This window comes from Streptomyces sp. NPDC006458 (assembly GCF_040612135.1).
GTDB lineage: Bacteria > Actinomycetota > Actinomycetes > Streptomycetales > Streptomycetaceae > Streptomyces.
Genome location: NZ_JBEXPR010000035.1, coordinates 55,645 through 77,732, shown reverse-complemented (window position 1 = coordinate 77,732; position 22,088 = coordinate 55,645). Strand labels below are relative to the sequence as shown.

Genomic DNA, 22,088 nt, shown 5'->3' with positions numbered 1-22,088 from the left:
CCGGTCACACCGATATCCGGGCCAGGACCAGCGAGTACGTGCACAGCGCCTCGCCCTTCTGGGTGGCCTCCACCCGGACCGGCAGCCGCTGCGGCGCGTCGGCAGGGCCTCACAGCACGGCGTCAGTGACCTGTCAGACCGTGCCAACGGCTACGGCTCCGCCCCGCGCGCGACGGGCAAGAACAAGCTGCCCGGGCAGCGTCGTGATCGTGTCGGCGATCGAGTCTTTGACGGCCTCGGCGCCGCGGCCGGCCGGCGCCGGGCCGTGGAGCGGCTGGCGATCATCGAAGATGCCGCCAGGCGCGCGGGTGCGATGGGAGGTGGAGTCCTCATCTGGTGACGGACTCGGCAGGAACCGGACGGGCCTATGGGTATGTCGATCATGGAGACAGCTCGGGCCGTAATGGCACCTGCTCGGTGGTGCAGTCTGCTTCCCACTTCGCGTAGTAGTCGTAGACGGTCTTGTAGGGCGGGAAGTCGTGCGGCAGGTACTCCCACGGGATGCCGGTGCGGTTGACGCACAGGATCGCGTTGACGATCTCGCGCGGATCGTGCACTCGAGCCGCCGTTCCCGGGCCCGTCCTCCTCGCCCGCCAGGCGGCGAAGACCGGCTCGATCAGGGCCCAGCGGGCATCGGACACATCACTGCGGTACGGACGACGAGCACTCACACACCATGCAACGACCCTCAACGCCGCTAGTCACAAAACATCCCCGAACACCAAGTGCCCAGATCAGATGCCCTCTTGGGCACCGAACACCGCCGCGATGTCGTCGGCGGCGTAACCGGTCGGGTAACTCGGCTGAGGGCGCGGCTGGTTGTAGTGCTCCAGCAGGGCGTGGAAGATCTCCTCGACCCGCACCGCCAGGTAGCGGCTGGTGGTCTGGATATCGGTATGGCACGGCACCGCCTGGACCTCGGGCAGCGTGAGCTTGCCGCTGTCGGCCATCCGGTGGGCCGCGGTGTGGCGCAGGTCGTGAAGCGTCCGGTTCGTGCGCAGGTTCTACTGGGCCCGCTGCACCACCCGCCGCATCGCCCAGTAGGTCATAGGCCGGTCTTGACCGTGCCGAGTGCGCCAGACGGGCTCGCCAGCCTCCGGCGTGCCGACGCTGTCCAGGCAGCGGGCCAGTCGGACGCATGCCTACGGTGAGATCGGCACGAGCTCGCGCTGCCGGGTGCCCTTGGTGATGACGTAGAGGCCCGGCTCGGCCCAGTGGATGTCGTCGGTGCCGACACCGAGCAGCTCTTCCGCCCGGGCGCCGCTGGAGACGTATCAGTCGAACAGGGCTCGGTCCCGCTCGCGGCCCATGGCGGCGAACAGCTCGTCCCACAGCGGATCAGGGATGGAGCGCGGAGGCCGGCTGGCATCCTTCTGACGCAGCCTGGCCCCGCCCAACACCGGCTTGGGCCCAAGCGGGCTCACGTGGCTCAAGGCCCGGCGACGCTGTGACGAGGCGGGCACCGGGTTCGTTACCGGACCTCGTCCGTAGTGCGCATGGAACGTGTACGCACCGAATCACCGACGCGCTCCCCCGCATCCCACTACCGTCAGATACCTCAGCCACCACCCCGACCCCCCAGGAACCATGAGCGCACAGCCGGCACAGCCCACCATCGACACCCACGTCCTCCTGCGCGACGGCGACAAAATCCTCCTCTCCCAGCGAGGGAGCTCCTACGGCTACCGACGGTGGCATCTGCCCTCCGGCAAGCTCGACCAGGGCGAACCCCTCACTGTCGGAGCAGCCCGCGAACTGTTCGAGGAGACCGACGTCAAAGCCGACCCCGAAAACCCTCAGCTGCGGCACATCGTGCACCACCGGCAGGACGACGGCTCCGAGCGCATCGGGTTCTTCTTCGAAGCCACCCGGTGGGAAAGCACACCCCGCAACAAAGAGCCCGACAAATGCCTCGCGCTCCAGTGGTTCACCGACCACGACCTCCCCGACGACATCATCGAATACCCCGCCGCAGGCCTGTACGGCTGCCTCCGCCAGACCAGCGCCCTGACCCTGCACGGCTGGCAGTGACAAGACCACCACCACCGGGCCACCGGCAGCCCCGCCGCCCGTCAACTCCCCCTGCGGGCCGGCGGGGCTTCACCGCTCCTCCCGGCCTTCCCGCTGCCCCGCTCACTGGTCGGGCGGCGCCTTTGCCCGTACGGCATAGCTGCGTTGACGGGCAAAGGCCACTCACGAACACACGGCAGGCACCTCAAACTGCCGAGGCAAGGTCACCGGAACACAGGGAAGCATGATGGACGACGAACCGCTGTCGGACTGGGCGAAGCGCCGCGACGCAAGAATCGGACGCCTCCGAGCCGTGCCGCTCACGTCCGACGAGGGCCTCAAGGGCTCCCACATCAACCCCGACGCGCCGCGCGCCATCCAGCGGTGGAACGGCTACGCCTGGGAAGCCTACGCATTCGCCGCCAACCTCGCCGAAGCCCAACGGCTCCTGTATCCCCAGCCCGAAAACCCGCCGGCCACCCCGGCACCCCACCCTCAGCCACTGCGGGCCGGACGAGGCAAGCACCGCAAACCACGCCCAGGCGAATAGCGCAGCTGTCACAGCCCCCTTGCGGTGCGCCTGTGGGCGGTGAGGGCCAGTTCGTCGGGCCTCACCATCCTGCGCCTCATCGGTGACCACTACCGACGCCCCAAGGGAACCCGCCGCTCCCGGCAGGGCTGCGTACCTGCGGCACTCCACGGACAGGCAGACCAATCTCCGGCAGAGGCACCACCTCGCGTCCTACCTCACAGACGGCGTCCCGGCCTACGAGGACCCTGCGGCGCCGCTCGGCGTTCTCGGCCTTCAGTCGTTTGATCTCCGCGGATTCCACTGAGGTCACCCCGGGACGCTGGCCGGCGTCGACCTCGGCCTTGCGGACCCACGTCCGCATCGTCTCGGCGGAACCGATGCCGAGCTTCGCCGCGCCGGCCTTCATCGCGGCCCACCCGTTGGATAGTTGGAGCGAATCTCCGCGACCATGCGCACCGCACGCTCACGAAGTTCGGCAGGGTAAGGGACGGACGGGCCATGACTCGATCCTCTCAGGCAATCGAGCCTCTACCAGACCCGGAGCGATTCAAGTCGTTGGTCGGGGCAGGGACAGGACGGTGAGGCCCGCACCCCCTGGGGGCAGCCTCACCGTCCTGCGTGCTACGGATCCGTCAACTCGACGACCGGGCTTGTCAGAAGGTCAGCTTCCAGCTGTCGATGTAGCCGGCGTCGCCGTAGATAAAGTCCCCGGTCCTGAGCTTCCAGGTGCCGGCTGCGACCTCCGAGGAGGCGTTCACCGTGTAGGTGGTGGCCACGTAGGGACCCTGTTCGGAGCCGTTGTACGGCCGCAGGACGTACACCGTGCCGTCCGGGGCGATCAGATCGATCGTCAGCTCGGAGCGGAACTCGTGCTTGATGTCGACGCGGACCTGGAGGTCACTGGGCGCGTTGCCGGGGACCCCGGTGACGTTGATGGTCGAGTACACCAGCTGGGTCGTGTCCGGGATGGGCACATTGGTGGTGTTCTCGAAGACGTTGACGTAGCTGCGGACCCGCCAGGTGAACTGCGTGGTGGCCGTGGAGCCGGAGGAGTCGGTGACCGTGACGGTGACGGGGCTGGTGGTCACGGCGGACGCGGTGCCGGAGATCAGGCCGGTGGAGGCGTTGATCGACAGGCCCGCCGGGAGGCCGGTGGCCGCGTAGCTCAGCGCACCCGGGTTGGTACTGACAGCCTTGACCTGGAGGCTGACGGCCGTGTTGAGCAGCGTGTTCTGGTCGCCCAGGCCGGCGACCAAGGCGCCGCTGATGCGGGTGCCGACGTTGACTCCGGCCCAGGCGGCGGCGGTGTTGATGTGGGTGGCACTGCCCAGCCCGTACAGGTCGGTAGCGGCCTGGAGGGTGGCGGTGCGGGCGCCCGCGTAGTCGGTCGCGGAGGTCATGTAGACGGTCAGCGCGCGGTACCAGATCTTCGCGGCGGCGTCGCGGCCTATCGGGGTGACCGGCACCCCGTCGTAGGTCGGGCTGTCGTAGTTGACGCCGTTGATCGTCTTGGCGCCACTGCCCTCGGAGGCCAGGTAGAACCAGTGGTTGCCCACGCCGGAGGAGTCGTGCACGTCGAGGTCGTCCAGACCCGCGTACCAGTAGTCGGCGGCATAGCCGTCCTTGGACGGCTCGTCCATGTAGCGGCCCGGGGTGCCGTCACCCCAGACGTCGGACTTCTCAGCGACGAGGTAATCCCCCGGGTCGGCGGGGTTGTTCGCCCAGAACTCCACCGCCGCGGACATGATGTCGGAGGTGGCCTCGTTCAGGCCGCCGGACTCCCCGCCGTAGTACAGGCCGGCGGTGTTGGCGGTGAGGCCGTGCGTCAACTCGTGTGCGGCCACGTCCATCTGCGTCAGCGGTTTGAGGTTGTTCGCGCCGTCGCCGTAGGTCGCGCAGAAGCAGGAGTCCATCCAGAACGCGTTGGTGTAGTTGTTGTCGAAGTGCACGCGGCTCTTGGCTGCCACGCCGTCGTTCCTGATGCCGTTGCGGCCGTGGACGTTCTTGTAGTAGTCCCAGGTGACCTGGGCGCCGTAGTGCACGTCGACGGCCGGGGTCTGCACGTCGCTCGGCAGGCCGTTGCCCCAGATGTCGTTGCTGTCGCTGAGCAGCGTGCCGGCGACGTTCCAATCCGTGGTGTGGGCCACGTCGTAGGTCTTGTGACCGCCGCGCGTGGTGTCGTTCAGCGTGAACTTGCCGCCGGACTTGACCGTGCCGATGGTGACCTGGCCGCTGTACTGGCTGTTGCCGACGCCGTTCTCGACGGCCTGGTACTCGAAGAGCTTCTTGCCGGTGGCGGCGTCGGTGATCACGTGCAGCTCGGAGGGGGTGCGGTCGTGCTGCACACCGCCGACGACCGTCTCCCAGGCCAGGACCGGCTTGCCGGAGGCGGCCCAGATGACCTTGCGCACCGAATCCGCCGTGGAGTCCTTGCCACCCTCGGCCTTGGCCCGGCTCACCGCGAAACCCTTCGCCGACTCCGCGGTCCTGACCGCGGCGGTGGAGGCGACCGTGATGGCGGCACGGTTGTTCTTGGTGACGTTCTTCAGCTCGCCGTTCGCCGCAGCGTGGACGACCAGGTCGCCGCCGAGCACCGGCAGGCCGGCGAAGGTGCGCTCGTAGCGGGTGTGCACCGTGCCGTCCGCGTCCTTCAGGACGGACTTCGGCCGCAGCTCCTCCTGCGCACCCAGGCCCAGGGCCTTGGCGGTGGCGGCGCGACGCGCGTGCGCTTGGGCAAGCAGCGCCGCGTGCTCGGCCGGGCTGAGCCGGACCGGCAGAGCACCGGCCCGCGGCGCCGGGCTGGCAGCGGTCCGGCCGTTCACGGCGGAGGTGTCGGCAGTCGCAGTGGTGGCGGGAAGCGCCACGGCCGCCATCGCGGCGCCGGATATCAGTGCACCCACGGCAGCGGCCTTACGGGGGAAACGCCTCAACAGAACTCCTTGCGTCACGGCCGACACTCGCGGCCGACAACTGACCGGGCGGAGGGGGATCGAGCCGCCCGGGTGGAAATGACGAGGTGGTACGTGTTGAACTTCCGCGCAAAGTCGGCCACTTCGGGTCGTCACCCGAGTCGGACCGGGCAACAGGCTCGCATGTTTACGTGAACACGCCACTTTTCTGGTGTGAGCTGGCTGGCATTCACACGCTCAGCGGACCCCCGTGGCCGAAAAGCGCACCGGCCGCGCCCTGGACCGAGACCGCGGGCACTCCAGCCGATGCAACGGCACTGCTGGGATCCCCACCTCCGAGGAGCGCCGGAAGATATGAAGAGGGGGGTCATGTCCCGCGGGGTGGTGTAGTCAGGGCAGCTGTTTCGGTCCCGGTTGTGAGGTGATATGCGGTTCGGGTGGTCGGCGTGGTAGCGAGAGTTCGGCCGTGGAGGCTTCCGACAGGTAGCGGCGGTCGAAGACCTGCCACTCGTCATGGAGTTCAGCCAGGACCGCAGCGGCGAGCCGGTCCAGGTCTGCAAGGTTGGGGACGACCTGGACGACGTCGGCCGGCCGTCTGATCTCCCGGTTCTTGCTGCTCCACAATGCGGCGATCCTCTCCCCGGCCAGCGTGCCGGCCCCACTGCGGGAGACCGCCACGTCGGCGAGGGCCAGGACGTCGGCGAGGGCCAGGACGTCGGGCAGCTCCGCGCCCACGAACCCGGCATGGTGGTAGCAGCTGGCCCTGTGCGCGGGCAGCATGGCCGCGTTGCGCCGCAAATCCTCCACGTTGTCGGGGCCGTACTGATGGATGACGTGGGCGCGTTCCAGCAGCCACGGCAGCGCCTCACGCACCACGGTGTTGATCTGCTGGGCGCCCTGTGCGCCTCCGGTGACATACCCCGTTGCAAGCCTGCGGTCGAAGCCCGTGCAGGCCCAGCGCGTCAACCGCCTTGCCCGCATGGCCGGCCAGCACCTGCGGACGCACCGGGTTGCCGGCGACAACGGCCAGGTGGCGTACCGTCTCGGGCAGCAGCGGCAGTGTCGAGGCCGAGGACACTGCGATCCGCGCCGCGGACCCCGCCGACTTCCGGTACGTCAGCCCCAGGCGGACCGTCTGTTCATGCAGCGACCAGCGGGCGGCGGCACAGCCGTGCGGCCAGCCCACCGGTCACGGCCACGTGTCCGCCGGTCGCCAGAACGACATCGGGCCGGAAGTCCGCTCCCTTGCCTGCGCCACCCCGAGCAGAACGCGTGCCATGTCGTTTCACGTTCGCCGCGGACAGCATCTTCAACGGGTTGCCGGCGCTCCGGATCTTCCCCGTGGCCGCCGTGGGCGAACGCGATGCCCTCGGCCGGGGCAACGCGGGCCTCCAGACCGTCCGCCGTGCCGATCCACAGGACCTCAAGGGCCCTGTCCCCCAGCCGCGAGCCGGTCCTGAAGCGTGCGGATCGCGGTCAGCGCGGGATAGGTGTGCCCGCCCGTGCCTCCCCCAGTGACGAGCAGACGGAAGGTGTCGACGGGCTGGGACACACTGTTCATCCACAGCGCCCTGCCGGCTGCCCGCTCCTCACACGGACGCTCCCGTTCGGCGTGCGAAAATGGAACGCGGGAACGGGGAGCAGGACCAGCCGACCGGGCGGGCGGGCGGGCGGGGCATAACGTTCGGGGGCCCATCCCCGGCGAGGGCGGGGAGCAGCCCGGCGACCTGGCTATCACAACGCAGCCATGACGTTGTCAGGGTGCTGGAACCGCCTGGCGGGTGGGGACGCTCGCACGGGCGAGGACGGACAACTCGAACGGGCGGAGCGCGTCGGTACGTTCCCACTCCGCAGGGTCGATCATCTCGCGTTGCCGGGCGTACTCGATGGGCTGGAGCCGGTACTCACGAAGGAGGGCGTCCATCTGCTCGATGCTGAGGAACGTCTGCCAGGGCTCGCCCTGCTCGGCTGCCGCTGCCATGACCAGCTCCGCATACGACTGACCTGCCTCGTCGCGTAGTGCGGCTGGGAGCAGGTGCTCCACGATGAGCTCCGTGCCGGGTGCGAAGTCGCTGATGACGGACAGGGTCTGCCTGATTGCCTCCGAGGTCAGGTACATCGTGACCCCGAGCCAGCTGACCAGCGCGGGTCGGCCCGGGTCGAAGCCGGCCCGCACGAGGTGATCGGTAAGTGACCGGGCGGACTCCTTCTCGAAGTCGACCGGGACGAAGAAGGCGGATGGTGGCACTGCCGTCCCTGTCTCAGCCAGCAGCGCCCGCTTCCAGTGCTGGGTCGTCGGCTTGTCCACCTCGAACACCCGCACGCTGTCGTTCAGTTCCGACCGGTAGGCGAAGGAGTCCAGTCCCGCACCGAGGATCACGTACTGGTCGACGCCCCGGCCGACCAGCTCGGCCAGTCGGTCCTCCGTGTAGCGGCTGCGGGTGACGGCCGTCGTCCGCGCGCCGGACAGGACGGGGTGCCCGCCGTAGGACCGGTGGTAGCCGAGGAGTTCTTCAGCCCGCGCACCCAGGAAGGGCTGCGCCAGGGTGTCGGCGAAGATCGGGGGAGTCTCGTCGACGAGGAGGTGTGCCGCGCGTGCGGCGGCCGACATGAGAGCTGTCTGGCTGGGCTGCCCCTTGTTCATCATGATGCTGGACATTAGCCCAGTAATTGACAGAGTATCACAAAAACAAATCTTTCGGAAGAGCTTCCGAGTTCTGCTTTGGTAACGAATGCGATCCACGCGATTCCCGGAACAACTGCGGGTCAGTTCCGAGAAGCAACGACACCCTGCGTGTTCCATCCCCCGCGAGAATCCCCGAGGCCAAACAGGCGCCGGATCAAATACGGGTCGGTATGCGGTGGGCGGCCGGCCGGTGCTGACCTCGGCCCATGTCGCGGGCCCCGTCGGCACCCGGGTGGAGGTCTTCCACCCGGGCGGTGACGGTGCGGCGGGCGGGACGGTGGTGTGGTGCGGCACCCCTGGGTGGCCGGGACGACGCCGCGCTCGTCCGTGTCGACGACGATCCGCACTGGCGGCCGCCGGCCGGGCCGGTGCGCTGGGGACGGCTGGTCACGACCCGGCCGGGCACCGGCTGCGAGACCTGGGGCGTGCCGGACATCGCCCAGCGCCCGCGACTCGCCGTCGAGGCAGAGCAGTTGGAAGGCCGCCTCAAACCCGGGCAGCGTTCGTCGGCAACCGGAATGTGATGGATCTGCGTCAGCATCCGCCGCAGTGGTCACCGGACGGCACCTCACCAATGCCGCCTCAGCACAGCAAACCGGAGTACGTGGGGCGGCATGTCAGGGGCGGCCATGCTCTGCGGCGGCCCACTCACGGCACAGCCGCCTCAATGTCGTCCCCGCCTACGTCCTTCACAGCCGCTGAGCAGAGGATCGACCCGGCGCCGGAGCTGTAGAACAGGCTCGGAAAGCGCAAAGCAAGCCAGGCCGTGTGCTGGAGGACAGCTGCCACAGTGCCATCAGGGCACCGGCCGGAAACCCCGTTCTCAACTGTCACAGGCATGTCATACGCTTCCCACAGCAGCCGCGCCCCGCATGCGGCCAACTCCCGGCGCGCGTGCAGGCGTTGCGCGGCGCTCTCGGCATCTCCCGGCAAGGGCCGGGATTCATCGTGGGGGTATCCAGCACTGTGCGTACGCGCAGCATCTCGACCGCAACAGCGCTTGCGGTCCTGTTCAGTTCGGCGGCGCTGACCGTCGTCACGGCCAGTTCCGCGTCGGCCGCTTCCGCCGTGGTCACCTATCCCAGCGGTCTGGCGGTAGGCGTGAAGCGGGTCTTCGTCGGCGACGCCGCCAACGGGCGGATCCTGGCCACCGACTACACCGGCACCCTCGTCGACGCGGCGGCCGGCTTCGGCAACGTCAGTGACCTGGCGCTGTCCGACGACGGCACCACCCTGTACGCGGCCGTGCCCAAGAGCCATGAGGTCGTTGCCCTTGACGCGGCCACGCTCGACGTCAAGACCCGCTACCCCGTGGCCACCGACAGCGGCCCGGTCTACGTTGACTTCGCCGCCGGCAAGGTCTGGTTCACATACGGCAACCAGTGGGAGGGCGACCTGGGGTCGGTCGACCCGGCGGTGGACCCAGCGAGCGGCACCGACCCGGTGAAGCTTGCCCAGTTCCCTCAAGTGGGCAATTCGGTCACCATGTGGGGCCAGGCCCTGCTGGACACGGACCCGCTGCGTCCGGGCCTGCTGGCCCTGGGCCAGACCGGGCTGTCCACCGACTCGATGGCCGTCCTCGACGTCTCCAGCGGCACACCCGTACTGACCGCGTGGCACGGCGGTGACTACACCCTGAACGACGGCATCGGAGACATCGACCTCGTCGCGGGCGCCGACCAGGTCCTGGTCAACGGCATGGACCGGGACGCCTACGCGAACGGCAGGTTCGCCAAGGTGGGTGCCTACCCTGCCGGGCAGCACGCCGACGTCAGCGGCAGCGGCCTGGTCGCCCAGGTCTCGGGCACCAAGGTCGCCGTCTACCGGCCGAACGCCACCCGGCCGCTGCGGACGTACAGCACCGGCACACAGCCCGCCGCCTCAGTGGCCTGGGCACCGGACTCCTCCCGGATCTTCGCGCTGGTCAATGGCACCAAGGGCTACACACTCAAGGCGCTGACCCAGCCGACGCTGAATGTGCCCACCCTCACGGTCAGCGCCCCCGCCGCGGCCGCCCGCGCGAAGAAGCTCACCGTCACCGGCAGGATCTCGGCGACGGTGCCGCTGCCCAGCGGGGTCAAGTTGTCGGTCACCCGCATCGACCTGGACAGCCCCAGCGGAAAGGCACTGCCCACCGTCACCGTGAAGGCGGACGGCACCTACGCCTTCACGGACACCCCGCCGGCCGGCGGCACGGTCACCTACAAGGTCCGCTACGCGGGCGACGCCCAGCACGCGGCGGTCACCGCCTCCGACAAGGTCGCGGTCTCCCGCGCCACCCCCGCCCTGACGCTGAACAACAACGGCAAGCTGTACAACTACGGGGCCGACGTCCGGTTCACCGCGCACCTCGGCACCACGTACAAGAACCGCACGGTGGAGATCTGGGCCGATCCGTTCGGCGCGGACCGGCCCAAGAAGCGGATCAAGACCGGCACGGTCAACTCCTCCGGCAACATCGCCGCCTGGGTCGACATGACCCGCGACACCAACGTCTACGCCGTGTTCAAGGGCGACTCCCGCTACAAGCCGCGCACCGTGAAGGTCACCGCCTACGCCCGGGTCAGGGTCTCCACAGCCGTCTCCCGCCACTTCAAGACGGGGAAGATCGGCAGCACGACGTACTACTGGTTCCACAAGACCACCAACCCGCTGCTCACCACGACCATGACGTACTACCCGGGCCGCTGGCAGCGCTTCGACCTCCAGGTCTACTATCAGGGCGACTGGCACCCCCTGGACTCCGAATACTTCGAGCTCGGCACCAACGGCAAGTCGGCCGTCCAGCTCGGAGGGCCCGGTGAGACCGGAGTGCGGGCCCGGATGCGGTCGGTGTACGTCAACGGCTCCTCCGGCGACAGCGTGAACTCGACGACGTACGGCGCCTGGAAGTACCTGTACTGGACCAACTGACGCCCGGTCAGTCACGCTCGACCGTGACGTCGATGCCCACGACCAGCAGGTCCAGGGTGGAATCGACGTCACGGTCCGACACCCAGGTCGCGGTGGCGCCGCGGGCCTCATCTCTTCTGCTCCCATGAGGGGAAACGATGCCGATCACCATCTGCACGCCGGAGCTGCGTGCCCCACGATTGACGACGGCCGCCGTGGCCGTCACCGTCGCAATCGTCACCCTGGCCGGATGCGGCACCTCCGCCGACGAGGCAAGAGGGAGCGGGAGTTCAGACACCTCGCAGCGGCCGGCTGTCAGCAAGGCCGCGCCAACGGACAGCAGCGAGTCGCGCAGCGGCCAGGCCGCCGAACTGATCAGCTGGGCTCTCGATGTGACGTTCGGTCAGGAATACCTCGTCGCTACCCGGAGGACGAAGACTGAAGGGACGACCGTCCTGCGCAGCGCCGTGGTCGGTGACAGAGCGGAATGCGAGGCCCGTAGCCGAAAGGGCAAGGCGTCCCTCGACTTTGTCGTCACCGCATCGGCGCTCTACTCGCGAGGCAGCGAGGAGGCGCTCAGGATGTCGCCCGAAGCCGAGGAAGACCCGGTGCGGGTGGAGGTGATGGCCGACCGGTGGGTGAAACGCAACGCCAGTGCCTACGAGGTCATGCGTGAGATGTGTGAGTCGAATGCCCAGCGGACGTGGCTGGAGAAGCGTATGCCGTCCCTCGACCAACTCGCCGGCCAGACGCCGACACAGCGGCCGGGGATGGTTCAGGGACAGCCCGCCACCACGTTCACGTACCGGCGGGAAGGGGGAACGCTGGAGTTCCACATCGCCGCCGAGGGCACTCCGTTCCTCCTGCGGGTCACGCACTCGGAGAAGGACCTCGATGAATCGTTCAGCGGCTTCGGTAAGCCGTTCCGCGTGGCCACACCACAAGGAGCGGTCTCGGAGCTGCAGATGACGCTAGAGGTCCTCGCAGCCCAGTGACCCTGTGCCGCACAGCGGCCACGGCGGCCCTGCGCCGGGTGGCGCCGTCGGCACGGGAGGCGGCCGGGCCGGTCACGGGTGATAGCCGGGTGCGGAGCTGACCCCGCAAGGTCGATCGGTTGCCCGGCTTCCCGCGGTCGACCGGTGACGGGCCGAGTACCTCGCCCCCATTATCCCGGATGTGAGAGGCATCCACGCAGGCCCGGGACCAGTCGAGTTCGTCGGCCGCGCCGCCTGGCGTCTCACCAACCCTTCGTGGGTGGCGCCGTCGAGTCAGGCCAAACTCTCCAGCGTGGAAGTCCGCTGCGACAACGCGCTGCCCGGCGCTCCCCGTCAGGTCGGTTGCGTTGCCCTGCGCTCCGTGCCGGTGATCCAGTACAGCCTCAACGGGCCGTGGCCGGAAGCCGCCGATCACATCAGGGATGCCCAGGCTCGCGGGCTGTCGGGCAAGTACGGAACGACGAACTACCTTACGCGGCTCACCGACAAGGCAAAGATCAAGCTCAACCCCGAGAAGTCCTGCCCGGCGTCTCTGCAGCGCCCGCCGGGCAAGTCCTGCGACGAGTACCCCTTCGCCAGCACCTGGAGGGAGGGAACTACGGTCCGTACAGCCGCCGTGTGGTCGTCCAGTCCGAGGTCCGGCCCTGGCGGTACCCACCGGCCGGCGACTTCCTCTACGGCGAATGGCTGCGTGCGCAGTACGAGGCCTGAGAGGTCCCCCAGCCGGAGCCGATGCCCGATCTGGCCCTGCTGATCACCATGGCGCTGACCGGCGACCACCCCCTCACCGGCCCGCGCCCGGCGCAGGTCCTCGACCATGTCCCGCATGCCGACCTGGTCCGGGCGAACGTGGCGGGTATCCCCGGCCTGCTCGACGACCTGGAGAGCGACACCCGCAACGTCCTGCTGACCTTCGCTCGCATCTGGACCACGCTCGCCACCGGCCAGATCAAGCCGAAGGACGCCGCCGACTGGGCCCTCGCCCGGCTCCCGCCCGAGCACCGCGCCCCCCTCGAACACGCCAGGCAGCTCTATCTCAACTGCACCTACTCCGAGGAGAGCTGGAGTGATGAGCTGCAGGCGCAGGTGCGTCCGCATATGGACCGCGTGCTCGCTGAGATCGACCGGCTGCGAAACACCCCGGGTGTGAGGGCCTGCGCCTGAAGCCTGGGTGTCAAACTGGCCGACGGGTTCCGGGCAATCGTGTTCGCGCGCGGCGACCTGGTGCTGGTGCAGTCTCGGCACGGCGCCGACGTGACCTGGTGGGCTCAGAAGCCGTCCGGTGTGGTGACCTGCGTTCGCGTGTCCGGGGGTTACAGGCCGCCGACCTTCGCCGCGAACTTGTGGAGCACGGCGGCGATGCCGTCGGGCTTGGCCGAGTCGACGAACTCGACCGGGGCCTTGAGCTGGAACAGGTCGGCTGGTCGTTGATGTGCAGGCTGCGGCGGCCCGGCTGATCGGCGTGGGCCCGACGCCGGAGCGGACGAACTCTCCGCGCAGCTTGCCCGCCCCGTCGATGTTCAGCACCGGCCGCCATGACGTCGGCTTCTCGCCCAGCTCGGAGCTCTGGAAACCGACGAGGACCCCGGACGGAGTGCTGGTCTTGAACCACAGTTCGATGGTGGGGAACGCCGCGGTCTTCAGGGTATCCGCAGGCAGTTCCACGACCGAGTCCACGCCGTCGAACCCGGCCGAGGTGTCCGCCGTGCCTGCGATGGCCGAGGCTCCACCCAGCTGGGAAGGCACGATGGACGGCGTCGTTCAGGCCAGTCCGTGACACGGCCTCGCTCGCCGCGGCCGACCCTTCGCTCTCAGCGAGCCGCCAGTAGAAGGTCGGTCCCGCGTCGAGAATGCCGCTGCGGAGAAGTTCTGGTTGCACGGGTACTGGATGTAGGTGCCAGAGGTGGCATCGACGGACTTCACCGACGGTTCGACCCGCACAGGGAAGACCCGCAGTCGGCAACCGTGATCACATGGCTGGTGAAGAAGCCGCGAACGCGGGCCTCGACGCTTGCTATGCGGGCTCCGCGCGAGCGGAGGTCTTCCGGATCTCCCCGCCTGCGGCGCGAACACGTCCTCCAACTCGCCGAGGACGCGGAGCCGAGCGAGCGGCAGGGCTGAAGGTCGCAGTGCGGCTGACCACGCGTCACCACACCACCAGCGCCTGTGCATGAGCGTGGACTGCAGCACCGGGGCGGCTGCCGCCCACCCTCACGTGGCTGCGCAGATCGTCCTCGATCAGCGGTTGTTGGGGCTCAGCAGCGCGGCCGCCGCGGCGATGAAGGCGACGGACGCTTCCTTGGCTGCATGTCGCCGGGCGTCCAGCTCCGTCCGGTCGGCGGCCTTGCGCAGCGCGTACGTGGCATCCGCAGCCTGCTGGGCGGGACCGGCCAGCTCGGGGACCAGAACCTGAAGGCGTATGTGGGGCGCGGTGATTGCCGCCCGGGTGTCGTGGGACCGCGTCTGGGCCTCCAACTGGTGCTCGGTGCCTGCCTCGCTCAGGGCCAAGCGCTCCCGGTGGAAGATCGCCGAGCGGTGTGCGTCCAAGGCGGCCCCGAAGTCGGTGACCGCGCCGAGCCGATCCTGACGGTGGCTGTCGGCGCGCTCCTCGGCGCGTGCGGTGCGTGCCGAACGGTGCTGGAGGAGTCCGGCGGTCAGGGCACCGGCGAGGGTGCCGAGTACGGCAACGATCGAAGGCCACATCAGATGCTGGGTCCTCTCGATGAGGTCGGCGGACAACGAGGTGTGTGCGGCGCCCCGTCGGGGGTGCCTCACACGTCAGTGCGTCGGATCAGCGTTCGGTGCGAGACATGTACCCGGCCGCGGGATCGTAACCGCCCGCCAGCAAGTCCTGTGCTTCCTAGCGCAGTTCTCCGGCCGTTGTGCGGCTGACGCCGAGCGCGGCCTAGTTGTCCAGCAGCGTAACGACGTCGTCCATGGACTTTCCCCCGACAGCCGTGATCACGCGGGCAACCAGACGGGCCCGGCGCTGGCGCGCCGTCAGCCCAGCCCACCCGTCGGCCGTCTCCACCACCGCCTCCATCACCGCGATCGTGCGCCGCGCCCCGGCGACACGCTCCCGCTACTCCTCGGCCTCTGCCCCGGCCCGCTCGGTGTCCGCCTGCACACGGGCCGCACGGGCACGGGCACGGGCGGACACGGCCTCCGCCTCCAGGCTGTCGGCCCGCGCACGCTCCGCCTGCGCACGCCGACGCGCCGCCTCCGCCGACTCGAGCGCCTCCAGCTCCGCCTCGGCGGTGCGCTCCGCCCGTGCCGGCGCCGTGGACACCCGGCGTCGGTGCCCACCGCCCCGGTCTGTGCCGCCAGGCGATGCCGTACAGCCTCCACCCGTCCGGCCGCCGTCACCTTCTTGATCTCCAGCCCCGCCTGCCGCCGGGCAGCCCCCACCTCAGCCAGGGCGTCCCGCTCGGCAGCCTGGGCGGGCGCGCTCAGCCGCCTCGGCCTCCCAGTGCGCCGGCAGCGCAAGCGCCTCGTCCACGGGTGAACCCGCGCGAGGCGAGAGTCATGGGCAGCCTGTAGCGGACGTACGGAGGAACACGACGCCGGGTCGTCTACCCGCTGGGCCATTACCTCCTCGAAGGATGCGCCGCGCGCCCCCTGGCGGCCGTGCGGGCCCCGGGGAGACGCCGCTCTTGCAGCAGATGTCGCCCCGAGCGTGGACTCGTACAGGGCCACAGCATCGGCCCTGAACTCGTCCGAGTAGTCCTTCATCGCCATCGGCGGTCTTCTCGCTTGCTCCGGATCGAGCAGATCCAGTATCAGCGTGTCCACCACTCAGGGGCCCCCATCCTACGGATCGGGCCTTGACCCCGGATCAGTCAGGCTGCCTGATGCATCAAAGCGTGCCGGTCCAGGGTCGCAAGGACAGTATTGGCCGCGACCACGACGGCGAAAACGGTGGCCCACTCATGCCGGACCATGGTGTACAGGGCAGCTGCTGCGGCACCGAAAACCAACACCTTCACGGTCAGGACGCCCGCCAACTGCACCGGTATCCGGGCCTTCGGGGCAGCGAACATCAGCGGCAGCAGGGCCATGCACTTCATGACCGGCAACCTGTCGCACCAGATGGAGCACCACCTGTTCCCGGACCTGCCGAGCAACCGGTACGCCGAGGTCGCGGTGAAGGTGCGCGCGCTGTTCGAAAAGTACGAGCTGGAGTACGTAACCAGGCCGCTGCCCAAGCAGGTGTTCTCCGCGTGGCGCAAGGTCTTCCAGCTCTCGCTGCCGAACAGGAAGCCCAAGGTCAGGACGCCGGACCGCGAGCAGGACCTCGTCACGGCCTGATTCGCGGTACTGCTTCAGATCTTCGGCCGAACCCGGCGGCTGCCGCCGGGTTCGGCGAGATCGGTTGCGACGGTGGGCGCCAGCGACATCACACCGTACGGCACGGAATGCGGCAGCCGGGTGTCGTCGTGGGTAATGCAGAACCCTCACCGACGATCACCGCCCGCTCACCGACGGAGTGATCACGGTCCCGAGTGGCGGCGGAACCGGGGTCAGCTCAGCTGGGGCCGCACGTATGACCGCTGGGTGTTGATCAGCCGGTCCAGAAGGGCGACTTCATCAGCGCTACACCGCAACGTGACTGCGTCAACAGCACCTCCGCGCGATCACCCGCACCGTGCCGAACACGCGGATGCGACCGCGCCCCACGGCCTGTTGTCAGGGTCGTCAGCGGTCCCGCTGTTCCGGATGCGTCAGGTTGGTGCCGGTCGACGGATCGAACACATGGGCCTTGCTCATGTCGACGGTGAGCTCCAGGCTCTCTCCCTCGCGGGCGCGGGTGGCGGGGTCGAGGCGGGCCACCACCTGTTGAGCGTCCCCCGCCCCGATGTCGCTGCGGCCCGAGTCCGTGGCGAGTTCCTCGAGTTCGGCGGTCCGGGCCGGTCCACCCTCCTGGGTGAAGTACACGTACACGTCAGAGCCCAGGGACTCCAGCACGTCGACGGTCACGGTGACGACGGCTCCTTGCCCGTCATGGGTCAGCGCCGCGTCCTCGAAGGCCTCGGGCCGGAGTCCGACGATGACGTCACGGGGCGCGTTCTGCCGTTCGAGCGCTTGGCGCGTGGCGTCGTCCAGCGGCAGATCGCCCAGGGCCGAGCGCAGCACGCCCCCCTCCACGGTGGCGTTGAAGAAGTTCATCGCCGGGGAGCCGATGAAGCCCGCGACGAACAGGTTGCGCGGCAACTCGTACAACTGGGCGGGCGTCCCGATCTGCTGGACCACTCCGAGCCGCATCACCACGACCCGGTCCCCGAGCGTCATGGCCTCGGTCTGGTCGTGCGTGACGTACACCGTCGTGGTGCCCAGCCGCCGTTGCAGCCGGGAGATCTGGGTACGCATCTGGACGCGCAGCTTGGCGTCCAGGTTGGACAGCGGCTCGTCCATCAGGAAGACCTTGGGGTCGCGGACAATCGCCCGTCCCATGGCCACACGCTGGCGCTGGCCGCCGGACAGGGCGGCCGGTCTGCGGTCCAGGAAGTCGGTCAGGTCCAGGATGCGGGCGGCTTCGTCGACCTTACTGTTGACGGTTTCCTTGTCGACTTTCGCCAGCCGCAGTGGGAAGCCCATGTTCTCGCGGACGGTCAGGTGCGGGTAGAGGGCGTAGCTCTGGAACACCATGGCCACGTCACGGTCCTTGGGGGACAGCTCGTTCACGACCCGGTCGCCGATACGCAGCGTGCCCGACGTGATGTCCTCCAGCCCCGCGATCATGTTGAGGGTGGTGGACTTGCCACACCCGGACGGCCCGACGAGGATGACGAACTCGCCGTCGGCGATGGAGAGGTCCACGCCCTGGACAGCGAGCGACCCGTCGGGAAAACGCTTGGTGACGCCCTCGAGGACGATCTCGGCCATGGGTGGTGTCTCCTTGCCTTCACGGCTTCCAGGTCCGGACTGCGGTGACGGTGAGCCGGGCCGGTGACTGGCCCGCCGGCCGGGCGCCGGTCACCCCTTGACCGCCCCGGAGGTGAGTCCGGCGACGATTCGCCGCTGGAACAACAGAACGAAAATGATGATCGGGATGGTGATCACCATCGCCGCGGCGGCGATCGATCCCGTGGGCTGCTGAAACTGCGAACTGCCGGTGAAGAAGGCGATGGCGGCCGGCACGGTGCGCGCCGCCTCGGTGGAGGTCAGCGAGATCGCGAACAGGAAGTCGTTCCAGCAGAAGATGAACACGAGGATGGCCGTGGTGAACACGCCGGGCGCCGCCAGCGGCACGATGACCAGACGGAACGCCTGGGCCGGGGTGGCCCCGTCGACCTTCGCGGCCTTCTCAAGGTCCCAGGGGATCTCCCGGAAGAACGCCGACAAGGTGTAGATGGCCAGCGGCAGCGAGAAGGTCATGTACGGGATGATCAGGCCGACCCAGGTGTCGAAGATGCCCAGAATCCGCTCGATGTTGAACAGCGGGGACACCAGCGAGATCGGCGGGAACATGGCGATCAGCAAGGACATGCCGATGAGGATTCGCTTGCCGGGAAACCTCAGTCTGGCCACCGCGTAGGCCGCCATGGTCCCCAGGACGACAGCGATGGCTGTGGCGATCAGGGCGATGCCGATCGAGTTGATCAGCGCGCGGGTGAACTCGCTGGTGCGGAAGATGCCCTCGTAGTTCTCCCAGGTCCAGTCCGTCGGGATGTAGTCGCCGTCGGTGAGGGTGCTGGGATCCTTGAACGACAGCGCGGCGATCCACCACACCGGGAAAAGGGCGTACAGCACCACCACGATGTTGATCACTGCCCATCGGGTGGCATGGGTCTTGCCGACTGCGGCCATCAGCGCTTCACCTCCGCGCCAGGAGCGGCCGCGCCGAACAGTCTGACGAAGGTGAAGGCGATGATCGCGACGCAGATGAAGATCAGCACCGAGACGGTCGAGCCGATACCCAGGTTCAGCGCGGTGAACAAGTTGTCATAGCCGAGGATCGACACGGATCCGGTGTCGTGCGCCCCCGCCGTGAGGATGTAGATGTTGTCGAAGATCCGGAACGCGTCGAGCGTGCGGAACAGGAGTGCCACCAGGATGGCCGGCTTCATCAGCGGCAGCATCACCTTGGTGAAGCGCTGCCAGGGGGTGGCGCCGTCCACCATGGCGGCCCGCAGGGTCTCCTCGGGGACCAGGGCGAGACCGGCGAGCAGCAGCAACGCCATGAAGGGCGTCGTCTTCCACACCTCGGCGAGGATGATCAGCCACAGCGCGGGCCAGTGTTCGGTCAGAGGGGCGCTGTCACTGGGCAGGAGGGCGGCGAGGTAGCCGAGTTGGGGCGTCCAGGCGTACTGCCAGGAGAACGCGGCGACCACGGTGACGATGCCGTACGGGATGAGCACCGAGGTGCGCACGACGCCGCGGGAGAAGATCGTGCGATGCATCACCAGGGCGAGTGCCATGCCTAGGACGAGTTCGATGATCACGGAGATCACGGTGACGAACACCGTCACCCAGAACGCGTCCCACCAGTACGGGGAGGACAGCACCGCCCCGTAGTTGCTCAGGCCGATGAACTTCGCCCGTCCCGGAAACCGCAGGTCGTAGCGCTGAAGTGACAGATAGACGGCGTAGCCGATGGGGTAGGCCGTCACGGCGACCATCACGACGACGGCGGGCGCGCACAGCAGCCAGCCGAGCCGCCGCTCCTGGCGTGCGCCGGCCGACAGGGCCGCCTGGTCACCCTGCGGCTGCTCCTTCGCGGGCGGCCGGCTCGCACCGGGGTGCATCTGCTCACTCATCTGGCACCACCCCGGTGCGGGCGCCGGGCCCGGGGGCACCGGACTGCGGAGGGATAAGGGCGAGAGCGGTTCACGGGATCACACCCTTGGATTGCAGGGCATCGCTGATCTGGTCGCTCATGGTGTCGACCGCGCTCTCGGGGTCGATCGCGGAGGGCGGAGAGAGAGAGTGGGAGACCACGATCGACACATTCTGATAGGCCGGTGTCTGCGGGCGCACACTCGCCGCTTCGAGAGCGGCGAGCACGTCACCGGCGAACGGGTACTCCTTCACGAGCGCGTCCTCGTCGTACAACGCCCGCAGTGTCGGCGGGAGTCCGCCCTCCAAGGCAGCGGTGAGCTGGTTCTCCCGGTTGCGCAGACACAGGGCCGCCTCGAAGGCGAGATCGGGCTGACGCGAGTAGGCGCTCACCGCGAGATCGATGCCTCCGATCGTCGGCCGCGAGGGACGACCGGCGTCGACGCGAGGGTACGGGGCCCAGCGGAAGCTCTTGAAGAGCTTCGGGTTGTTCGACTTCATCGACGGATAGACGAACGGGTAGTTGAGTTCGAACGCCGCTGAACCCGATTCCATGGCCAGCCGGTTCTGGTCCTCCATCTGGTTGGACAGGGACGGGTCGCCGGCCGGTGAGCGAGCGAGGTCGCGCATGATGGTTGCGGCCCGCACGGCGGGCGGCCCCAGGGAGGGTTCGGTCGCGCTCGCGTTCAGAATGCTGCCGCCCGCACTGTTGATGAGGGTGTTGAACCAGACGGTCAGCCCTTCGTACTGGGCTCCCTGGACCTCCACGTAGTGCGGCTTGCCCTCCTTGGCGAGGCGGGCGGCCATATCCAGCATCTCGGCCCAGGTCTTGGGCGGCTTTGGCACCAAGTCATCGCGGTACCAGAGGAGTTGGGTGTTGGTGTTGTACGGAACCGCGTACAGCTTGTTCTTCCAGGTCGAGGTCTGCAGCGGAACGCGCAGGGTGCCTTCGATCGCCTGCTGCTTCACCCGGCCGGTCCACTCGCGGATCCAGCGCGCCTCGGCGAACTCCGGCGCCCAGGTGACGTCCAGGCCCAGGATGTCCAGCGAGTCGTCCTTGGCCGCGAGCCTTCGAACCATTTGCTGGCGCTGACCGTCGGCCGCGCGTGGGAGCTTGTTGTAGACGATCTTGTAGCGGCCTCCGGAGGCCTTGCTGCACCGGTCGGCCGCCGTCTGCAGAGCGCCCGAGTCGTCCGGGAAGTTGTACCAGTTGATGCTGCGCGGCCCGGACCCCTCGTCGTCGCCGCACGAGGCGAGCAGGGACGCCAGCAACGGCAGTACGGCAAGAGCTCGCAACCGCCGCATCCGCACGTCACGCACCTTCTTCCCACTCATCCGCTGGACTCCGCACCCGCGCACGTGGCCACCTCGTTTCCGTGACGGCGGACAGGGCCTGGCCCGGCGGTGCCTCACTCCACACTCACAATAGGCACGACGAGGCGGTGCGTAAGCACGCATCGTCGGCCTTTCACCCATATCGCCCAATATGTAGACCCGCTCGGCGCCGACCACGTCCAGCGGCAGCACAGGACGGCATGCGCAGTCGCGCCGCGATACGCATGAGCCGCGCACCCCCGGTGGGGGCTTCGTGGCCGACTGGCGAGCCGCCACGCGTCGCTGTTTGCGCCCCGCGCAGGAGGTCACTCGGGGTAGCCCCAACGTCGAATACGTCCGGGAGTGATCAGCCGTGGCTCGAGAGCAGAAGGCCAAGGCCAAAGTGGAGCAGGTCAAGGGCAAGGCCGAAGGAACCGTTGGCCGCGCGACGGACGACGAAAGCCTCACGGCCGAGGGCCAGACCGAGAAGTCGAAGGGCGACGTGCGTCAGGCCAAGGAGAAGATCAAGGACGTCTTCCGGCGCTGACGGACCCGATACGCACGGTGGGCCCCCGTACACGGAGGCCCACCGGTCGCGGTACATCCGCCGACCCGTGGGCGCCTCGAGCCCGCCGGCAGGCGTCCGAGCCGGTGACGAGGCCCGGCAGGACCACCCGAACCGTCCGCCCGAGGTCCTGTCGCAGGTGAGTCTCCTCCCCCACCGGGCATCGCGCGCGTGTCACCTCGGCGAGACGGGCACTCGGTGGTCATGAACGCCGAGCCGGAGAATCGGATGCCGCACGGGCAAGGGATCGCGCCACGCGATGAGCCCGTTCCGCCGCCGTCCGGCGAGGCCGTCGTCATCCACCACGAGGAGCACGTCGGGGAGCGCCCCCGCGACGGCTCCCGCTTCGCCTCGGGCGGCCGCATCCTCGAGGGCCCCGCCGTCCGGCCGACACGAGAGGTCTGAGCCT

At 68.6% G+C, this 22,088-nt stretch carries 20 protein-coding genes and 7 pseudogenes; 10 read left to right on the top strand and 17 right to left on the bottom strand.

Annotated elements, in window-relative coordinates; translation table 11 throughout:
• Positions 1–340: pseudogene (locus ABZZ79_RS34215) on the top strand (hypothetical protein); the annotation flags it as partial.
• 40 nt (positions 341–380) lie between these two features.
• Here the strand turns inward: ABZZ79_RS34215 and ABZZ79_RS34210 are convergent.
• Together ABZZ79_RS34210 and ABZZ79_RS34205 are read right to left on the bottom strand one after the other, a co-directional pair.
• Entirely contained in the window at positions 381–671 is a 291-nt protein-coding gene (locus tag ABZZ79_RS34210) for a transposase (protein WP_356695559.1), read from the bottom strand.
• Positions 672–734: 63 nt separating this feature from the next.
• Positions 735–950, bottom strand: a complete 216-nt coding sequence (locus tag ABZZ79_RS34205) for a hypothetical protein (RefSeq protein WP_356695557.1) — start codon at positions 948–950, stop codon at positions 735–737.
• Positions 951–1,587: 637 nt separating this feature from the next.
• Between ABZZ79_RS34205 and ABZZ79_RS34200 the strand changes: the two genes are divergently transcribed.
• Together ABZZ79_RS34200 and ABZZ79_RS34195 are read left to right on the top strand one after the other, a co-directional pair.
• On the top strand, positions 1,588–2,031 hold the full coding sequence (locus ABZZ79_RS34200; RefSeq protein WP_356695555.1) for an NUDIX domain-containing protein: 444 nt from the start codon (positions 1,588–1,590) through the stop codon (positions 2,029–2,031).
• A 226-nt stretch (positions 2,032–2,257) separates the two neighbouring features.
• Positions 2,258–2,560 carry a DUF6087 family protein gene (locus tag ABZZ79_RS34195; protein WP_356695567.1) on the top strand — a complete coding sequence of 101 codons (303 nt, stop codon included), beginning with the start codon at positions 2,258–2,260 and terminating at the stop codon, positions 2,558–2,560.
• 229 nt (positions 2,561–2,789) lie between these two features.
• On the opposite strand, the pseudogene ABZZ79_RS34190 reads toward ABZZ79_RS34195, so the two are convergent.
• From ABZZ79_RS34190 to ABZZ79_RS34170, 5 genes and pseudogenes are all read right to left on the bottom strand, one after another.
• Positions 2,790–2,992: pseudogene (locus tag ABZZ79_RS34190) on the bottom strand (IS3 family transposase); the annotation flags it as partial.
• 203 nt (positions 2,993–3,195) lie between these two features.
• The gene (locus ABZZ79_RS34185; RefSeq protein WP_356695565.1) at positions 3,196–5,415 is read right to left on the bottom strand and encodes a M4 family metallopeptidase; all 2,220 of its coding nucleotides are present in this window, start codon (positions 5,413–5,415) and stop codon (positions 3,196–3,198) included.
• A gap of 426 nt (positions 5,416–5,841) precedes the next feature.
• Positions 5,842–6,060 (bottom strand): annotated as a pseudogene (locus tag ABZZ79_RS34180) (transposase); the annotation flags it as partial.
• Positions 6,061–6,093: 33 nt separating this feature from the next.
• Positions 6,094–7,012 (bottom strand): annotated as a pseudogene (locus ABZZ79_RS34175) (glycosyltransferase); the annotation flags it as partial.
• A gap of 195 nt (positions 7,013–7,207) precedes the next feature.
• Positions 7,208–8,110, bottom strand: a complete 903-nt coding sequence (locus ABZZ79_RS34170) for an SAM-dependent methyltransferase (RefSeq protein WP_356695553.1) — start codon at positions 8,108–8,110, stop codon at positions 7,208–7,210.
• 281 nt (positions 8,111–8,391) lie between these two features.
• Here ABZZ79_RS34170 and ABZZ79_RS34165 point away from each other — a divergent pair, with 281 nt between their 5' ends.
• Both ABZZ79_RS34165 and ABZZ79_RS34160 read left to right on the top strand, forming a co-directional pair.
• Complete coding sequence (locus tag ABZZ79_RS34165; protein ID WP_356695551.1) at positions 8,392–8,661, top strand: hypothetical protein; 270 nt, start codon at positions 8,392–8,394, stop codon at positions 8,659–8,661.
• 442 nt (positions 8,662–9,103) lie between these two features.
• Entirely contained in the window at positions 9,104–11,050 is a 1,947-nt protein-coding gene (locus ABZZ79_RS34160; RefSeq protein ID WP_356695549.1) for an Ig-like domain repeat protein, read from the top strand.
• A gap of 7 nt (positions 11,051–11,057) precedes the next feature.
• Here the strand turns inward: ABZZ79_RS34160 and ABZZ79_RS34155 are convergent, their stop codons facing one another.
• Complete coding sequence (locus ABZZ79_RS34155; RefSeq protein ID WP_356695547.1) at positions 11,058–11,207, bottom strand: hypothetical protein; 150 nt, start codon at positions 11,205–11,207, stop codon at positions 11,058–11,060.
• Here ABZZ79_RS34155 and ABZZ79_RS34150 point away from each other — a divergent pair.
• The gene (locus ABZZ79_RS34150) at positions 11,188–12,024 is read left to right on the top strand and encodes a hypothetical protein (protein WP_356695545.1); all 837 of its coding nucleotides are present in this window, start codon (positions 11,188–11,190) and stop codon (positions 12,022–12,024) included. The two genes, ABZZ79_RS34155 and ABZZ79_RS34150, sit on opposite strands and share 20 nt — an antisense overlap.
• Positions 12,025–12,139: 115 nt before the next feature.
• On the opposite strand, the pseudogene ABZZ79_RS34145 reads toward ABZZ79_RS34150, so the two are convergent.
• Positions 12,140–12,253: pseudogene (locus ABZZ79_RS34145) on the bottom strand (IS5/IS1182 family transposase); the annotation flags it as partial.
• Between the two features lie 389 nt (positions 12,254–12,642).
• Between ABZZ79_RS34145 and ABZZ79_RS34140 the strand changes: the two are divergent.
• Positions 12,643–13,188, top strand: a pseudogene (locus ABZZ79_RS34140) (aminoglycoside adenylyltransferase domain-containing protein); the annotation flags it as partial.
• Positions 13,189–14,262: 1,074 nt separating this feature from the next.
• On the opposite strand, the gene ABZZ79_RS34135 reads toward ABZZ79_RS34140, so the two are convergent.
• From ABZZ79_RS34135 to ABZZ79_RS34120, 4 genes are all read right to left on the bottom strand, one after another.
• A complete protein-coding gene (locus ABZZ79_RS34135; protein WP_356695543.1) occupies positions 14,263–14,799 on the bottom strand; it encodes a hypothetical protein in 537 nt (178 codons plus the stop codon).
• Positions 14,800–14,929: 130 nt separating this feature from the next.
• A complete protein-coding gene (locus tag ABZZ79_RS34130) occupies positions 14,930–15,067 on the bottom strand; it encodes a hypothetical protein (protein WP_356695541.1) in 138 nt (45 codons plus the stop codon).
• 39 nt (positions 15,068–15,106) lie between these two features.
• Positions 15,107–15,313 (bottom strand): hypothetical protein, encoded by a 207-nt coding sequence (locus tag ABZZ79_RS34125; protein ID WP_356695539.1) that lies wholly within the window; start codon positions 15,311–15,313, stop codon positions 15,107–15,109.
• A gap of 550 nt (positions 15,314–15,863) precedes the next feature.
• On the bottom strand, positions 15,864–16,064 hold the full coding sequence (locus ABZZ79_RS34120) for a DUF2568 domain-containing protein (protein ID WP_356695537.1): 201 nt from the start codon (positions 16,062–16,064) through the stop codon (positions 15,864–15,866).
• Between ABZZ79_RS34120 and ABZZ79_RS34115 the strand changes: the two are divergent.
• A pseudogene (locus ABZZ79_RS34115) lies at positions 16,051–16,332 on the top strand (fatty acid desaturase); the annotation flags it as partial. The gene ABZZ79_RS34120 and the pseudogene ABZZ79_RS34115 overlap by 14 nt on opposite strands.
• Positions 16,333–16,719: 387 nt before the next feature.
• Here ABZZ79_RS34115 and ugpC read toward each other — a convergent pair.
• The 4 genes from ugpC to ABZZ79_RS34095 form a co-directional block, all read right to left on the bottom strand.
• Complete coding sequence (ugpC, locus tag ABZZ79_RS34110; protein WP_356695535.1) at positions 16,720–17,907, bottom strand: sn-glycerol-3-phosphate ABC transporter ATP-binding protein UgpC; 1,188 nt, start codon at positions 17,905–17,907, stop codon at positions 16,720–16,722.
• 90 nt (positions 17,908–17,997) lie between these two features.
• Positions 17,998–18,831, bottom strand: coding sequence for a carbohydrate ABC transporter permease (locus ABZZ79_RS34105; protein WP_356695533.1), 834 nt, complete (start codon positions 18,829–18,831; stop codon positions 17,998–18,000).
• Positions 18,831–19,769 (bottom strand): sugar ABC transporter permease, encoded by a 939-nt coding sequence (locus ABZZ79_RS34100; RefSeq protein WP_356695563.1) that lies wholly within the window; start codon positions 19,767–19,769, stop codon positions 18,831–18,833. The genes ABZZ79_RS34105 and ABZZ79_RS34100 overlap by 1 nt, the downstream gene beginning before the upstream one ends.
• 82 nt (positions 19,770–19,851) lie before the next feature.
• The gene (locus ABZZ79_RS34095) at positions 19,852–21,135 is read right to left on the bottom strand and encodes an ABC transporter substrate-binding protein (RefSeq protein ID WP_356695531.1); all 1,284 of its coding nucleotides are present in this window, start codon (positions 21,133–21,135) and stop codon (positions 19,852–19,854) included.
• A 352-nt stretch (positions 21,136–21,487) separates the two neighbouring features.
• Between ABZZ79_RS34095 and ABZZ79_RS34090 the strand changes: the two genes are divergently transcribed.
• On the top strand, positions 21,488–21,661 hold the full coding sequence (locus tag ABZZ79_RS34090) for a CsbD family protein (RefSeq protein WP_356695529.1): 174 nt from the start codon (positions 21,488–21,490) through the stop codon (positions 21,659–21,661).
• Positions 21,662–21,883: 222 nt separating this feature from the next.
• Positions 21,884–22,084, top strand: a complete 201-nt coding sequence (locus ABZZ79_RS34085; protein WP_356695527.1) for a hypothetical protein — start codon at positions 21,884–21,886, stop codon at positions 22,082–22,084.
• Positions 22,085–22,088 lie beyond the last annotated feature (4 nt).